The sequence below is a fragment of the Ruegeria lacuscaerulensis genome, assembly GCF_013033355.1.
Classification (GTDB): Bacteria; Pseudomonadota; Alphaproteobacteria; order Rhodobacterales; family Rhodobacteraceae; genus Ruegeria; species Ruegeria lacuscaerulensis_A.
Map to the genome: position 1 here is coordinate 264417 of NZ_WQDY01000001.1, position 14415 is coordinate 278831.

Below are 14415 nucleotides of genomic sequence, written 5' to 3' on the forward strand. Positions count from 1 at the left end.
TACTTTCCTCCCTTGCGTGCCGTGTCAGCCACGGCTGCTTGGTACTTCGCAAAACCGACGTCAGGGCCAATCGCAACCGTCTGTCGGGTGGTGAAAACGTCCGATCCTAGAACCGGGTGCTTTCCAGATATGCGCGTGTATGCGCGGTGTCCTGCATCCGGGTTTCGTCCGTGGGCAGCGCGGCTGCTTCGGCCTGTCCGGTCAGGCTGGCTGCGGCGACAGCAGCGGGTGCTGCGGTTCCGGCCAGTTTGAGGAAGTCGCGGCGCGTTGCACCTTCTTCCTTGGTCTTGCTCATGGGGTTCTCCTTTCCCATTTGCAGTTTAACGCCCCGCAAGGGACGCTGGCGAATGACAACGTCTCACGCTGCCGACATTCGGAAAGCTTCGCGCTCGATCTCCATGAAGACCCGACCGGCAGTGCCGACCGAGGCATAGAGGACCGAGTTCTCGGCGCCTTCCAAATCCGAATAGAAATGCGTGGCCCAAGGGCCGATATGTTTGTTCCAGAACGCTTTCTGGTCTTCCAAAGACGCGGGCGTGCCGAACCGGCCGACGATCATCCCCGCCATCATCTCCATCAACGAGGCGATGTTGTCTTCAGGTTCATAGACGTTTTGCGCCCGGGTAATACCGCGCACGGCCATGTCATTGCGCAGCTGAGCCAATGGTTTCTCGTTCAGGAATCCGGTCAGGTAAAAGCTGGCATAGGGCAGAAGCTCTCCGCGTCCCAGCCCAATGAACAGTGCGTTGAACTCACGTTCAGCAGCCGCAGGTTTGGTGACTTTGGCCACCCGCGCCATCGCTTGGATGGCCTGACCCAGATCGCTGTCATCGCCACTGAGGCCCACCATCTGGTCCAGCAGCATCTGACCTGGCGGACCGGCCAGCAGCAGGCCCAGAAAGTTGTAGAAATCCGCGCGCAGGCGATCCTCGGCCGAGACATCCATCTGTTGCGCTTCACTTGCTGTCATTCGGTTATCCTTCGAATTCAAATTTCATGCGGCGCGGGGCAGGGGCGGCTTCCGCCTCCTCCGGCGCGTCTGGTTCTATTTCAGCCAAGAGAACGGGCTCTGGGTCGGGGGTGTCGATCTCTTCGGGTTCAGGCTGAGGCTCCTCGGCCTCGACCTCGATATCGGAGTCTTCCGCCTCGACTTCGGCCTTGGCGGCCAGCGCTTCGACATGAGCCAACATGCCCTTGCCGACCTGATAGGCGGTCTGCAGGTTTTCGATCACACAGGCCGCGTCGGTATAGTCTTCGCCATAATCGACCAGCCCATCGACATTGGCCAACACCGGGTTAAGCCGCCACAACCTGCGCAGGGCGCGGCGGCGCAGACGATCGGGAACGGCTTTGGCCATAAAGCCCGAGACGTCATCGCCCGCTTGTAACTGATCGGGATCGGGGAGGTTAAGCTCGGCCAGAATCTCGACGTCGGTCTTTTCCTCAAGCTCGGCGCGCTGGTCTGCGATCACCTGTTCTTCGGCTGCGATTACTTCGGCCTGAGCCTCGGCCTGAACGGCGGCTTTGCGGCGGGACCAGAAATCGCGGGCTTCAGTCATTGGATGATCCTCCGCGGGGCGCGGTAAACATCGGACTCTTGCCGTATGCGCGCATCGCCTTTGCCATCTTCGACCAGATCAGTGCGTTTCTTGTCGCGCTTGCGTTTAACGAAGACTTCATCGCGGTGATGTTCCAACGCAAAATCCCGTACCCAGGCGATCAGCCCGTCGGTCATTGGAATTTTCTCGACAATCTCTTCACCGGTATCCGCGTAATCCTGCCCTTCATAGGGTGAGGCAGTAACCAGCACAGCATCCATCGGGCGCTGCCCGTCCAGCGCATCGCGCAGCACAAGGTATATCGAGGGCGTGCCGTCGGACAGGTTGACCATATACGCCTCGGTCTCATCCGCCCACAATGTGAGGGGGAGGGTTGCAGCGTGGTATTCCACAGCTTCGCCTTCCCGGCGCATTTCGTGCCAATCGGCAGGGCCCGCACCGGGCAACACCGCAATCGCACGCCAGTTCCATTTCGCCCAGCGAGTGACACCGGGTGTTTTGCGCACAACAACGCCTATCGGCATTTCAATCTGAGTAGCGGCCTTCGCCACGTAGATCCTCCCCGGAAGGCTCTCCCCTGCCTTCCCCGTGTCCACTATGGTACACAAAATGATCTTCTGCCAAGTCCAAGCACTACGACTTTAGTCGCATACGTCGATAGCGAGTTCGTGAGGGGCCTTGTTCCCGGGTAGAAAAACAGGGTTGTGTAGCGCGTCCGGGGGTTGGATTTGGCGTGTTTGCGATGGGGTTTACATTGCCGTCCCCCGAATACAGCCTACTGTGCTGTGAGATGGCGCGACATCCGGGGAGGGGATATGAGCACCAAACTACTATTATGCGACTGCGCGGGCACTCAGCGCGTGGACGCAGACAAGATGGCATCCGCCTGCGATGCGACATGTTCCAAGGTCCACACAGCGCTGTGTACGCGCGAGTTGGAGACAGCTGCGAAGCTTATGCAAGACGGTGATGTGATCGTCGCCTGTGGGCAAGAGCAGGAAGTTTTTCGCAACTTGGCCGATGAGCTTGGGGTCGAGGCACCGGGTTTCGTCGATCTACGTGACCGCGCGGGATGGTCGGATGAGGGCGCGGATGCCGCCCCCAAGATGGCAGCGCTGGCGGCCGAGGCGCTGTTGCCGCAGCCGATCACGCCCAGCGTGGATGTCGTCAGCGAAGGCACGTGTTTCATCATCGGCCCCGGCGCGGTGGCGTTTGATCTAGCCGAGCGTCTTTCGTCGACCTTGGCCGTCACGGTCCTGAGCATCGACGATAGCGAGCCGATGTCGCGCGCCTATGATGTGGTGCGCGGGCGCGTTCGGTCGCTGACTGGTGCTTTGGGCGGATTTTCTCTGCGGCTGGATGCACTACAACAGTTAGAACCCGGCGGGCGCGGAGCCTTTGCATGGTCGGAACCGCGCGACGGGGCGGGCTCCTCCTGCGATATCGTGCTGGACCTGGCCGGGGATACGCCGTTCGTGCAGGCCCCCGCCAAGCGCGAGGGGTATCTGAGAGCCGATCCCAAGGATACGGTTGCCATAGAACGTCTGGCCTTTGAGGCCGCGCAACTGGTCGGCACCTTTGAAAAACCTCTCTATGTGCGGATGGAGGAAACCCTCTGCGCCCATTCCCGCGCCGAACAGGTAGGGTGTTCGAACTGTCTGGACATCTGCCCGACTGGTGCGATCACCTCTGCGGGTGAACATGTGGCGATCGATCCTATGATCTGCGCCGGATGCGGAGAATGCGCGGCGGTTTGCCCCTCGACGGCGATCACCTACGAAGACCCGCCGGTTGCAGCACTTTTGTCCCGGATGCACATTCTGGCGCGTACTTATCGACGGGCCGAAGGACAAGCGCCCCGGCTGCTGGTTCATGATGCCCACGGGGCTGAAATGATCCGACTGTCCGCCCGCTTTGGCCGCGGTTTGCCTGCCGATGTGATCCCATTGGAACTGAACGTGATCTCGGGGTTTGGCCATTCCGAAATGCTGGCCGCTCTGGCCCATGGATTTGCTCGGGTTGATGTATTGCTGGCGCCAACGACCGAGCGGGATGCGCTGGATCGTGAACTGGCACTGGCCGAGGCCATCGCAGGCGCTGGGAAGCTGGGCCTGATTGATCAGGCCGATCCGGATGCGATGTCTGACGAACTATACGCACAGCACGTACCAGAGCCTTTGGCTGATCCGGTGCTGCCCTTGGGAAACCGGCGTCAAATCGCACGCTTGGCCGCGCAGGCGCTCAACCCTCAGGCCGAAGCTCCGTTGCCATTGCCCGAAGATGCGCCTTACGGAGCGGTGGCGGTGAACACAGACAGTTGCACGCTGTGTCTGAGTTGCGTGTCGCTCTGCCCGTCGGGGGCGTTGATCGACAACCCCGACATGCCGCAGTTGAACTTCCAGCAGGATGCCTGCCTGCAATGCGGTATGTGCCGAACAATCTGCCCCGAGGACGCGATCACGCTGATCCCGCAACTGGACCTGAGCGATGCGGCCCTGTCTCAGCAGGTGTTGAACGAAGAAGAACCCTTTGCATGCGTCGAATGTGGCGCGCTGTTCGGTGTGAAATCCACAGTTGAAAGGATCATGGAGAAGCTGTCGGGCACGCATCCGATGTTTGCCACCTCGGACAAGGCGCGGATGATCCAGATGTGTGACAATTGCCGTGTGAACGCGCAGTTCCAGCAACAGGACAACCCGTTCCAGTCTGCGCCGCGTCCCAAGGTTGTTACGACCGAGGATTATTTCTCAAAGCGCAAAGATCATTGAAGCTGCAACGGTGCGCCCAGATCCGCGGCTTTGATGACCGATACAAAGGCCAGTATCGCCTCCAACTCGTCCAGCGTCATCTGGACGGGGTGGATGGGCGAGGGGCGTTCGGGGTCAAAGGGCAATGTCAGCCCGTCGATCTGGGTAAAGGCGGGGTGTGGGTTAAGGGCAAAGAACGCCTCGAATCGTTCCGACCAGTCGGGCATGGCGCGCAGGACTGCAAAGGATGGCGTCGAGCCCAGCCCATTCATGCGGTTTTGCGGGCCGATCACGTGACACCGCCCGCAATGAGTCATCGACAGTTCTTCGCCCCATGCGGCGTCGCCATCAACCACGACCTCTTCCTGCAGCGCCGCAACTTCGAATTCGGCCGAGAAGGGCGCGCCGGTTTCCGGAGCAAACCCTTCAACCGTGCGCTTGCCGATATCGGACAGCAGCCAGTCGCGGAAACGTTCGTGTTTGGCATCCTCGCCGATCCTGAGGTGATAGATCACACCGTCGCGGGCAAAGACCGGATCACCCGGCGGGCCGCTTTCCAAAACCAAAACGCCGGTATCATCCGCAATAACGCGTATCCCGGTCTTGAGTGAGAAGCGCGGAAGAATATGTTGCAACAGACCAGAGTCGGCAACCTCGGGCGGGGCAGCCAGTCCCAGCGCCTCTTGCGACCAAGAGGGGGTGGCGGAGAGCGTCAGGCTCAGGCACAAAAGGATAACGCGCATGGGGTCAGCCTAACGGCAGCGCCCCGATTGCGTCAAATAAACTGAATGAGACGGAGACACATGCAATGAAAATCAACCACTTGGTTGGATCGACACACGGAGAAAAGGCATGAGTGTTCGTGACGCAGTTCTGGCGAACCTGAAGAAAATCACCGATCCCATGTCCGGACAAGACATTGTCAGCGCCGGGATCGTGCGTGCCCTGAATGTCGAAGGTGACACCGTACGCTTCGTGATGGAGATCGACCCTAAGAACGCCGAAAAGATGGAACCCGTGCGCGCGGCGGCCGAGCAGGCTGCTCAGATGGTTGATGGTGTGTTCAAGGTCTCGGCCATGCTGACGGCGCATTCCGACAAGGCGCCGCCGGATCTGAAGCCGAAACCCAAACCCTCGCAAACCGGCCCGCAACCGGTGGCGGGCGTGGATCGCATCATCGCCGTGGCCTCGGGTAAGGGGGGTGTCGGTAAATCGACCGTGTCCGCGAACCTCGCCTGTGCGCTGGCCGCCGAGGGGCGGCGCGTGGGTCTGTTGGATGCGGATGTGTACGGCCCTTCGCAGCCCCGGATGCTGGGTGTCTCGGGGCGTCCGGCCAGCCCGGATGGCAAGACCATTCTGCCGCTGCGCAATCACGGCGTCACCATGATGTCCATGGGGCTGATGACCAACGAAGGGCAGGCGGTTGTCTGGCGAGGTCCGATGCTGATGGGCGCGTTGCAGCAGATGATGAACCAGGTGCAATGGGGCGCGCTGGATGTGCTGATCGTCGACCTGCCGCCCGGCACAGGTGATGTGCAACTGACGCTCAGCCAGAAGTTCCAGGTGGATGGCGCGATTGTTGTGTCGACCCCGCAGGACGTAGCCCTGATCGATGCCCGCAAGGGGATCGACATGTTCAACCAGTTGAAAACGCCCATCGTCGGCATGATCGAGAACATGTCCACCCATATCTGTTCGAATTGCGGGCATGAGGAACATGTGTTCGGCCATGGTGGCGTGAAATCCGAGGCTGAATCTCTGGGTGTGCCGCTGCTGGGGGAAATCCCTCTGCATCTGGACATTCGCGTGGCCGCTGATGGGGGTGCGCCCATCGTGGTCAGCAAACCCGACAGCCCGCAGGCCGACGCGTTCCGCAAAATCGCCCGCGACTTGATCGCCAAGGGCAACGCATGAGCGAGCCGGTTTTTCCCCCTCTGTTGGTCGGTCACCCGGTGCAGGGGGGACAAGATCCGTTTCAGCGCGCGCAGGCCATGGCCGCGCTGGGATGTGATGCGGGCACCGTGGTTTACAACATTCAGGCTGACCGCTTACGCGTGGCTATCGTCTTTGCACCCGAAGTTCCGCTGCAGGACGCGATGGCGATGTTGCCGCTCTGCGCCGTGGGGTTTCAGAACGCTCTGGGCGCGCTGGCCCCGCCCGAGGTGGCGGTCCATCTGGACTGGGACGGCCCGATCTGTGTGAACGGGGCTAAATGTGGGATGTTTCAGGTCGCGGCCTCAAGCACCGCGCCCGAGGAAGAGCCCGATTGGCTGATCGTCGGCTGGGAACTGGCACTGCTGCAAACCAGCGATGCGCCCGGCGAAAACCCAGATATTACAGCGCTTTACGATGAAGGTTGCGCTGAGGTGTCGCCGACTCAAATGGTTGAAAGCTGGTCAAGGCATATGCTGACATGGCTCAACCGCTGGCAAGAGGACGGAAATGCGCCGCTTCATGCCGAATGGATGGGGCTGCTACGCGGGGTGGGCGAACCCTATGACACAGGTGTCTTTCTGGGCGCCGACGAGCGGTTCGGAATGCTGATCCGCGACGGTGCCGAAACAACCCTGCGCCCCTTGACGGATCTACTGGAGAACTAAAGATGAAACTGGCCCGCGCGATCCATTTCGACGAAAGCGACATGAACGTATTTCATTCCCCGGCCCGCACGGGCGAGTGGTGCATCTCGGGCGGGTTCGAGTTTTCGAACTGGGGCGAGGGCGATCTTGAGGGCAAGGCCCGGCAGGCTTTCGCGAACGGATGGCTGGGTGTCGAGACCTTTGGCCGGGTGACATTCGTGGCAGTGACGCAAGTGGAACCAGCCGAGATCGACCAGATTGCGCAGAACCTGGCCGAGCATTTCGTACAAATCTACGGCGCGCCTTCGGTTGAGGCGGCGATGGGCGTCGCGCAAGCCGAAATCACTCATATGTCCGAGCTATGCGAAGAACATGCGCCAAACACCCTGCTGACCGTCGCGCGTGAACTATCCGAGACGGGTGTGCATGAGGCTTTCCGCATCATCACCCCGCAGGAAACCCAACTTGAGGCACTGGCCGTGCATGGGTCGCTGGACGAGTGACTAAATTGGTTTCAGCTTAGGGTGCTTCAGCAACTCCATCTGGTCTATGGATTGGTTATTCGGATCAGTGCTGTAGCCTAGTAAGTTGAAATCCGAGCGGAACGTTTCGACGACAATATCTATCATCTCGGAGTTGTAGTGATCCGCAACTACCCTTGATCTATTGGACTTGTTTTGGTGGCTTAAACTGGCTTGGATGTCGACTTTCGCACAAAAACTCTGGAAGTTGGTGCCTAGGTTTTCCATTCGGCCAACATAGCTGACAAGACATCGGTTCTGTTCGTCCAACAGAAAACTTGTTTGTCTGTAAGGTGAAAGCTCGCCTCCGCAGCGCGTCAATATAAACTCTTCAAAAGAAATACCTTTGACCGCCTGGTGGTCATGATGAATTTCGGTTTGTTGGATGTAGCTATAAAGTGAAATCAACAAGTCGAATGGATTACGAACGAATGCAACCGAGCGCATTGTCCAATACACTGGGCCCAAGCGTTCCAGATAGTCTATCGCCTTGGCATGATCTGGAAGCGGCTGGAACCGCGACTTTTGGTAGATGCCCCTGTTTATCGTTCGACCGTCCAAGCTTTTTAACATCCGCTGCAACGGATTCGGCCGATCAAATTCCTTACGTAACGCCCATGCGACCGAGCTTCCGCCGGTTTTGGGTATGTGGACGAAGACTATTTTATTCCTGGTGCCGATCATCGCACTACATTGCTATATTATTCAGATATAGCAATGTAATTTGGGCTTATTGATCTATATTAGATCGGCAAATCCCCCAAATTGTCCACGCTTGAAAATCAACCCCTTGCCTGTGCGGTACATCACCTTTTCGACCTGGCCAATCAGGATAAGGTGATCTCCGGCATCGTGTTGGGCGTTTAGCGTGCAATCAAACCGAGCAAGGCAATCAGACAGGTGCGGACGCTTGGCATGGTCAGCTATCCAATCTGCGTGCGAGAAGTCTTCGCCATTTTCGGCAAACTTCAGTGCTTGATCCTGCTGATCTTCGGCCATGACATGGATCGAATAATGCTGGCAGTTATGGAACGCGCCGAACCGGTTTGAGTTCTTTGCAAGGCACCAAAGAACCAGAGGTGGGTCCAGCGAGACCGACGAAAACGAATTCACCGTGATCGCCCGCGGCCCCATTTCGGTATGTGTTGTCACAACGGTGACCCCTGTTCCGAAACAGCCCAAGGCTTCGCGGAAAGCGATGCTTTGGTCGGGGGATGGGGTGAAAGTGGTCTCGGTCATCACGCGCTCATTCAGTGGCCGCGCCTCAGGTGCCACGGCCCAGTGAAATTGTCCACGAAAAGCTGCGCTTGAAACTGTATTTTTCAGCCTAGTTCAGATCTTCCAGTAAGCGTCCGTGCTGACGGGTCGCCTCGATCACCGCGCCAAAGGTGGTCATGCCGCGCGCCTCAAGCATCGGTAACATACGAACCAGCGCCTCGGCCGTTGCGACCGCATCCCCCAGCGCCGTATGGCGCAACTCTGGCGGGATAGTGATGTCGAGCCTGTCGCACACGGCGTCCAGCGTGTGTGTGTCACTGGCACCGAACAGAACGGCGGACAGCAGGACAGTATCCAAAATTGGGTGGTTCCATTCAACACCCATCCGGTTCGCATGACGGCGCAGAAAGGCCATGTCGAATGGCGCATTATGGGCCACGATCACCGCGTCCTGCGCAAATTGATGAAAGACCCTGCCAGCCTCGGCGATTCCAGGCGCGCCCGAGACCATATTGTCTGTGATCTTGTGAACCTTGGTCGAGGCAGCAGGGATTGGCATACCGGGGTTGACCAATATATCCAGCCGTTCGCCTTCAATGATCCGGCCATTTACGACACGCACTGCTCCGATCTGCACAATTTCGTCCTTGTGTGGCAGCAGCCCCGTGGTTTCGGTATCGAACACAACAAAGCAAAGCTCGCGCAGGTCAAGTGTACGCAGTTCCTTATTGGCAGCCGAGTTCAATAGGGCAAAGTCATAGACCAGCGGCCGCGCGGCCTCGGGCGCGATGTTTGTGGCACTGTCGTCAAAAATCAGCATGTAACCTGGTGCGTCGCCCAAGGGTTTCATACGCGTCATATAGTTTTGTGTGCCGTCGATACTTGTAAGAGTGCAACCGACCTCAAGCCCTGTTTTGGTAAGTTTGGCAAAGGCTTGTTCCAAGGGACCAATCTGAAAATACTCGGACATCGACGCATTCAGGCGGGGATGTGAAATCTGCGCCAGAACTTCGGCCGCCTGACCATCATAGAGCACGATCTTATGCGTCGGGCTGGCCAGCAGCATGGCCACCGGAATGTCGGTCAGCAAGGCTGTCAGCTTCTGCTTTTCGGCAGCCAGATGGGCGGTTTCAGCAGCGACGGCTTCGGCTACGCTCATAGTCTTCTCTGACAGTTGGTCGGCCAGACCAGCCGCAGCAGGGGCTAGATCACCCAGGTAACGCGCGGCCTGAACATCCATTTCCCGGTTGACGCCTGCGTGCGCGCGCGCGCGCAGCTCAGCCGAAAGACGCTCGATCGGCTTGGCGACGTTGTCATCAAACAGCAACCAAACGGCGGCTATCAGCGCCACAAAGCCAAAAGCCATAAGGATTTCAGCAAAGATGAAGGCGTTGACCAATTCAGGATCTGCAACGCGCCGATAACTGATCCACAAGGCGAGAGAACTGACAGCTAACCCGCCAACAGCCAGCAGGCAAAAAAACAGGAAGATGCGTAAGCGCAGGCTTAACCGGGTCAGCATGTTACACTCCGCAGGTGGCCTCGATGATGGGGTCGTTGGTTTCTGCGTTGATCCAGTCGGCGTTCAGCAGCTGACCTTCGGATCCGAATTCGGCCCCGTCCGCCAGATTGGCGCGCTGGTTTCGTGCGCAATCCACAGCGACCGGCAGCTTGGAAACCGGGGACCAGCGCCCAAAAAAGTAAAGGTCTACCAACCGTTGCTCGGGCACCTGTTCGTTGGTCCGAACCGAGGCTGTGTCAATCGCGGCAAAACGTTCAACAAAGGGGACCGCATAGGTCCAGGGGCGATAAAACGCGCGACTTTCGATTTCTTGAATAATCGCCATGCCTTCAGGCAGCGTATCTTTGGTGCGGTCATACCAGGAATACTCACTGGAAATGGTCATTCCGATCATCCCCAAACCGGCTGCAACAGGTGCAGCCCACCTTGGCAAGCGACCGCCCGTCACCTTGTTCACCAGCATCACGACGCCTGCAAATGCGACGCCTGCGAAGAGTGTGGCGATCAGTTCCAGGAACATTGCGTTTCTCCCAATTTCGGCTGGTTCAACCCAGCATACCTTTTCCGTGGCCCACCGCCGATTGCATCGTCTTGACCACGACGAACGCGTCCCGAAGATGGCTGCGTTCGAAATCGGACAGGGCCGTGGGTGGCATGAAGTTGTCCGGCTTTTCGCCACTTTTTACAAGCCGCACCTGGTGTTCCAGACGGGTTTCAGCAATCAGATCATATGCATCCAGCAGATCCCGCGCTCCTGACTCGCTTAGGATACCAGCCGCTCCAGCCGCCCGTAAACGCGCGCGCGTGTTCGCCTCGGGAAGCTCGCCCTGCAAACTGTAAATCCGGGCCAGATCGACGACGGGAACGACACCGTTGTGCTTTAAATCCAGTGTATTGCGGTGCTCACCTGACCGGATCGTCGCAAATCCCCGTAACAAGCCAAGCGGAGGCGTATGTTTCAATGAGTTTGAAATCATGTGCGCCACAAAGATCGAATTCGCCCGGGCTACAGCCAGCGTATCGGCTTGCAGCTTGTCGAACAGCTCGAATGCGCCACCGATCGGGCGTAGGTCAAACATGACTGATGCCAGCATTTGTGCTTCGGGGTTCGGCTTGGCGATCCAACCTTTGAAATAGTCGCGCCACACCTGTACCGGTTGGCACCAGCGCGGGTTTGTCGCCATCATGTCGCCGGGGCAATAGAAGTATCCGCATGTGTCCAACCCGTCCGATACAAACTGTGCCATCGCATGGAAATAGGGCATGTCACCGTCGGTCACGTTGTCGTCCAGCATCAAGCAATTGTCCTGATCAGAGACACCAGTCTGTTCCTGCCGCCCTTGCGATCCGCAGGCCAGCCACAGATAGGGCACGGGGGGCGGGCCAAGCTTGGCTTCGGCCAAGGCTAACAGTCGACGGGTGGCTGTGTCAGCGATATCCGTGATCAGGCGCGTGACGATCTCGTGCCGGTTTCCAGCGGCAACAAGCTGTACCAGAAGCTGTGGAATTTCATCGGTCACAGTAGCCATTTGTTCCGCTGTCTGCGCGGCTGCAATCTGGCGCACAAGTTCGGCCGAATTGACGGCCTGATAATGGGTCAGGTCGGTTTGAGTAACGATACCGACTAACCGTCCACCTTCGGAGATTGGAACATGGCCAATCCCTCGTTCCATCATGATATGCAGAACATCCGAGCCGATATCGGAAGGTGACAGGGTAATCGGGTTAGCGGTCATGATTGAGGCAACGGGCGTGTCCGCTGGCATTTCGTCCGCGACAAACTTGCCAGACACGTCGCGCAGGGTCGCGATGCCAAGAAGAGTTTCCTGATCCGTCACGCACAGCGATGAGATATGCTTGTCACGCATCAGCTGCGCGGCTTCGCGGACCGGTGTATCAGGCGGGCAGGTGGCTGGGTTGCGCGCCATCAGAACGTCGATCGAACTGGTGGCCAGACTCTGTGGGCCCGCGCGTGTGGTACGGCTGCGGTTGAAGAACTTTGCGACGACTTCATGTCCGGCGATCAATTCGCGCACCAGATCCGGAGGCAAAAGCAACAGCACCGATGAGGCGTCGGCGCGTGCCTTGGTGATTGCCTTGCCATCCTTCAAAAGCCCGCGTTCACCGAATGAGTTTCGTAGACCAAGATGCGAAACGACGACATCGTTCCGGTCTTTGATCTCAATCTGTCCCTCATAGATCACAAAAACACCGGGTAAAGAATGACCCAATTTGTAGACTGTGAAGTCCTCTTCGACCTCCCACACCTCGATCTGGTCTGCGATGGCATCCAAGACATTAGCTGGCAGGGCGTCATAAGGGTGTACGGATTTCAGAAACCGGGTGATCTCATCATGGGACAGGGGCATGGAATACTCCTCGGTTTCCGGTTTAAAAATCCCGCCCGGTGGAGTGCCGGGCGGGAGTAGTCAGTCGAAAGACGCGGCCTTTGGCAAGTAGGCTTTGGGCCGCATCGTGCTCATTTATTCTGAGCTGCACCCGCGCCACGGGGAATGCGGACGCTTTCGACCAGATCTTTGATCTCCTGCGGAGTTTCCTTGGTCGCACCGGCCACGAAGTAGGCGACGGCAAAGTTGACCATGGCACCGATCGCCCCGAACGAGGTCGACTTGATCGGACCAAGCAGCGGATCAGCATCAGTGAAAGAGTTGGTGCCCGGAATGAACAGCCAGCCCTTGTGCAGGAAGATGTAGATCAGTGTTACAACCAGACCAGCCAGCATACCCGCGACCGCACCGGTGTTGTTGATGCGGGTCGAGAAGATACCCATCATCAGCGCCGGGAAGATCGAGGCTGCCGCCAAGCCAAAGGCCAAGGCCACCGTCTGCGCCGCGAAGCCCGGAGGATTCAGGCCCAGCCACGTTGCTACAGCGATGGCTACAGCCATTGCAATACGCGCCGACAAAAGCTCGCCTTTTTCCGAGATCTGCGGGTTGATCGCACCCTTGATCAGGTCGTGGGACACCGCCGACGAGATCGCCAGCAACAGACCCGCGGCGGTCGACAGCGCGGCCGCAAGACCACCAGCCGCGACCAGACCGATCACCCAACCCGGCAGGTTGGCAATTTCGGGGTTGGCCAGAACCAGGATGTCACGGTTGAACTTGGTCAGCTCGTTTCCAACCCAGCCTTTTTCCTCGGCAATTGCCTGCAAGTCGGCGTTTGCGTCGTTGTAGTACTGGATTTTACCGTCACCGTTCTTGTCTTCCCAGTCCAGCAGACCGGTTTTCTGCCACGTGGCCATCCAGTCGTAGCGCGGGTCGGTGTCGATTGCTTCGACAGAAACAGCGCCGCCCTCGATACCACCATTAGGCCACATCATGTCGGTGATGTTCAGACGGGCCATTGCGCCAACCGCAGGGGCGGTCAGGTACAGCAGTGCGATGAACACCAGCGTCCAGCCAGCGGACCAGCGGGCGTCAGACACTTTGGGAACGGTGAAGAAGCGCATGATGACGTGCGGCAGACCCGCAGTACCGATCATCAGCGACAGGGTGAACAGAACCATGTTCAGCGTATTCGAGTGGTGGGCTGTATATTCGTTAAAGCCCAGCTCGGTCACGATGGCATCCAGCTTGGTCAGCAGGGGTTCACCGCTTGCGGTGTCACCAAACAAACCCAGCGCCGGAACAGGGGTGCCGGTCAGCTGCAGCGAGATGAAGATGGCCGGGATGGTGTAGGCGGTGATCAGCACGCAGTACTGAGCAACCTGAGTGTAGGTCACACCCTTCATCCCACCAAACACCGCGTAGGCGAACACCACACAGGCACCGATCAGCAGACCGGATGTGTTCGACACCTCAAGGAAACGACCAAAGGCCACGCCAACGCCGGTCATCTGACCGATCACGTAGGTCACAGACGCAACGATCAGACAGATCACCGCAACGATACGGGCAGTCTGGCTGTAGAAGCGGTCGCCGATGAACTCGGACACGGTGAACTTGCCGAACTTACGCAGATAGGGCGCAAGCAGCAGAGCCAGCAGCACATAGCCACCGGTCCAACCCATCAGGAAGGTCGAGTTGTCATAGCCGGTAAAGGCAATCAGGCCCGCCATCGAGATGAACGAGGCCGCGGACATCCAGTCCGCCGCTGTCGCCATACCATTGGTGACCGGGTGAACGCCGCGACCGGCGGCGTAGAATTCCGATGTGGAACCCGCACGGGCCCAGATCGCGATGCCGATGTATAGCGCGAAGGACGCGCCAACAAACAGCAGGTTGATGGTAAACTGGTCCATGGGGT

General features: G+C 58.5%; 15 protein-coding genes. 4 read left to right on the forward strand and 11 right to left on the reverse strand.

Going from position 1 to position 14415, the window contains the following annotated elements; translation table 11 throughout:
- Positions 1-106 precede the first annotated feature (106 nt).
- The 4 genes from GOW48_RS01290 to GOW48_RS01305 all read right to left on the reverse strand — a co-directional run bounded on the left by GOW48_RS01290 (position 107) and on the right by GOW48_RS01305 (position 2110).
- Positions 107-295: a ubiquinol-cytochrome c reductase iron-sulfur subunit N-terminal domain-containing protein gene (locus GOW48_RS01290; protein WP_170750755.1), complete on the reverse strand. Its 189-nt coding sequence runs from the start codon at positions 293-295 to the stop codon at positions 107-109.
- A gap of 63 nt (positions 296-358) precedes the next feature.
- The gene (locus tag GOW48_RS01295) at positions 359-970 is read right to left on the reverse strand and encodes a TorD/DmsD family molecular chaperone (RefSeq protein WP_170750757.1); all 612 of its coding nucleotides are present in this window, start codon (positions 968-970) and stop codon (positions 359-361) included.
- A 4-nt stretch (positions 971-974) separates the two neighbouring features.
- Positions 975-1559: a DUF3306 domain-containing protein gene (locus GOW48_RS01300; RefSeq protein WP_170750759.1), complete on the reverse strand. Its 585-nt coding sequence runs from the start codon at positions 1557-1559 to the stop codon at positions 975-977.
- Positions 1556-2110 (reverse strand): DUF3305 domain-containing protein, encoded by a 555-nt coding sequence (locus GOW48_RS01305; protein WP_170352885.1) that lies wholly within the window; start codon positions 2108-2110, stop codon positions 1556-1558. The genes GOW48_RS01300 and GOW48_RS01305 overlap by 4 nt, the downstream gene beginning before the upstream one ends.
- A gap of 264 nt (positions 2111-2374) precedes the next feature.
- On the opposite strand from GOW48_RS01305, the gene GOW48_RS01310 reads away from it, so the two are divergent.
- A complete protein-coding gene (locus tag GOW48_RS01310) occupies positions 2375-4327 on the forward strand; it encodes a 4Fe-4S binding protein (RefSeq protein WP_170750761.1) in 1953 nt (650 codons plus the stop codon).
- Here GOW48_RS01310 and GOW48_RS01315 read toward each other — a convergent pair.
- A complete protein-coding gene (locus tag GOW48_RS01315) occupies positions 4321-5049 on the reverse strand; it encodes a hypothetical protein (RefSeq protein ID WP_170750763.1) in 729 nt (242 codons plus the stop codon). The two genes, GOW48_RS01310 and GOW48_RS01315, sit on opposite strands and share 7 nt — an antisense overlap.
- 109 nt (positions 5050-5158) lie before the next feature.
- Here GOW48_RS01315 and GOW48_RS01320 point away from each other — a divergent pair, with 109 nt between their 5' ends.
- From GOW48_RS01320 to GOW48_RS01330, 3 genes are read left to right on the forward strand one after another with little or no spacing between them, the layout of a single operon-like run.
- Positions 5159-6220 carry an Mrp/NBP35 family ATP-binding protein gene (locus GOW48_RS01320; protein ID WP_170750764.1) on the forward strand — a complete coding sequence of 354 codons (1062 nt, stop codon included), beginning with the start codon at positions 5159-5161 and terminating at the stop codon, positions 6218-6220.
- Positions 6217-6906: a biotin/lipoate--protein ligase family protein gene (locus GOW48_RS01325; protein ID WP_170750766.1), complete on the forward strand. Its 690-nt coding sequence runs from the start codon at positions 6217-6219 to the stop codon at positions 6904-6906. Before GOW48_RS01320 ends, GOW48_RS01325 begins: the two co-directional genes overlap by 4 nt.
- A gap of 2 nt (positions 6907-6908) precedes the next feature.
- Complete coding sequence (locus GOW48_RS01330) at positions 6909-7388, forward strand: DUF6505 family protein (RefSeq protein ID WP_170750768.1); 480 nt, start codon at positions 6909-6911, stop codon at positions 7386-7388.
- Here GOW48_RS01330 and GOW48_RS01335 read toward each other — a convergent pair whose 3' ends face one another.
- The 6 genes from GOW48_RS01335 to GOW48_RS01360 all read right to left on the reverse strand — a co-directional run bounded on the left by GOW48_RS01335 (position 7389) and on the right by GOW48_RS01360 (position 14410).
- On the reverse strand, positions 7389-8090 hold the full coding sequence (locus tag GOW48_RS01335) for a sulfotransferase family 2 domain-containing protein (RefSeq protein ID WP_170750770.1): 702 nt from the start codon (positions 8088-8090) through the stop codon (positions 7389-7391). It abuts the gene before it with no gap.
- A gap of 54 nt (positions 8091-8144) precedes the next feature.
- Complete coding sequence (locus tag GOW48_RS01340) at positions 8145-8645, reverse strand: flavin reductase family protein (RefSeq protein ID WP_170750772.1); 501 nt, start codon at positions 8643-8645, stop codon at positions 8145-8147.
- An 88-nt stretch (positions 8646-8733) separates the two neighbouring features.
- Positions 8734-10146 (reverse strand): 3'-5' exonuclease, encoded by a 1413-nt coding sequence (locus GOW48_RS01345; RefSeq protein ID WP_170750774.1) that lies wholly within the window; start codon positions 10144-10146, stop codon positions 8734-8736.
- A 1-nt stretch (position 10147) separates the two neighbouring features.
- Entirely contained in the window at positions 10148-10666 is a 519-nt protein-coding gene (locus GOW48_RS01350) for a hypothetical protein (RefSeq protein ID WP_170750776.1), read from the reverse strand.
- Between the two features lie 25 nt (positions 10667-10691).
- Positions 10692-12515 carry a DUF294 nucleotidyltransferase-like domain-containing protein gene (locus tag GOW48_RS01355; protein WP_170750778.1) on the reverse strand — a complete coding sequence of 608 codons (1824 nt, stop codon included), beginning with the start codon at positions 12513-12515 and terminating at the stop codon, positions 10692-10694.
- A gap of 110 nt (positions 12516-12625) precedes the next feature.
- Positions 12626-14410, reverse strand: a complete 1785-nt coding sequence (locus tag GOW48_RS01360; RefSeq protein ID WP_170750780.1) for a sodium:solute symporter family protein — start codon at positions 14408-14410, stop codon at positions 12626-12628.
- Positions 14411-14415 lie beyond the last annotated feature (5 nt).

Coding starts and splice junctions, on each gene's coding strand:
- GOW48_RS01345 (WP_170750774.1), bottom strand. CDS start 10,146: ATGCTGACCCGGTTAAGCCTGCGCTTACGCATCTTCCTGTTTTTTTGC.
- GOW48_RS01360 (WP_170750780.1), bottom strand. CDS start 14,410: ATGGACCAGTTTACCATCAACCTGCTGTTTGTTGGCGCGTCCTTCGCG.
- GOW48_RS01290 (WP_170750755.1), bottom strand. CDS start 295: ATGAGCAAGACCAAGGAAGAAGGTGCAACGCGCCGCGACTTCCTCAAA.
- GOW48_RS01340 (WP_170750772.1), bottom strand. CDS start 8,645: ATGACCGAGACCACTTTCACCCCATCCCCCGACCAAAGCATCGCTTTC.
- GOW48_RS01295 (WP_170750757.1), bottom strand. CDS start 970: ATGACAGCAAGTGAAGCGCAACAGATGGATGTCTCGGCCGAGGATCGC.
- GOW48_RS01350 (WP_170750776.1), bottom strand. CDS start 10,666: ATGTTCCTGGAACTGATCGCCACACTCTTCGCAGGCGTCGCATTTGCA.
- GOW48_RS01320 (WP_170750764.1), top strand. CDS start 5,159: ATGAGTGTTCGTGACGCAGTTCTGGCGAACCTGAAGAAAATCACCGAT.
- GOW48_RS01335 (WP_170750770.1), bottom strand. CDS start 8,090: ATGATCGGCACCAGGAATAAAATAGTCTTCGTCCACATACCCAAAACC.
- GOW48_RS01300 (WP_170750759.1), bottom strand. CDS start 1,559: ATGACTGAAGCCCGCGATTTCTGGTCCCGCCGCAAAGCCGCCGTTCAG.
- GOW48_RS01330 (WP_170750768.1), top strand. CDS start 6,909: ATGAAACTGGCCCGCGCGATCCATTTCGACGAAAGCGACATGAACGTA.
- GOW48_RS01355 (WP_170750778.1), bottom strand. CDS start 12,515: ATGCCCCTGTCCCATGATGAGATCACCCGGTTTCTGAAATCCGTACAC.
- GOW48_RS01315 (WP_170750763.1), bottom strand. CDS start 5,049: ATGCGCGTTATCCTTTTGTGCCTGAGCCTGACGCTCTCCGCCACCCCC.
- GOW48_RS01310 (WP_170750761.1), top strand. CDS start 2,375: ATGAGCACCAAACTACTATTATGCGACTGCGCGGGCACTCAGCGCGTG.
- GOW48_RS01325 (WP_170750766.1), top strand. CDS start 6,217: ATGAGCGAGCCGGTTTTTCCCCCTCTGTTGGTCGGTCACCCGGTGCAG.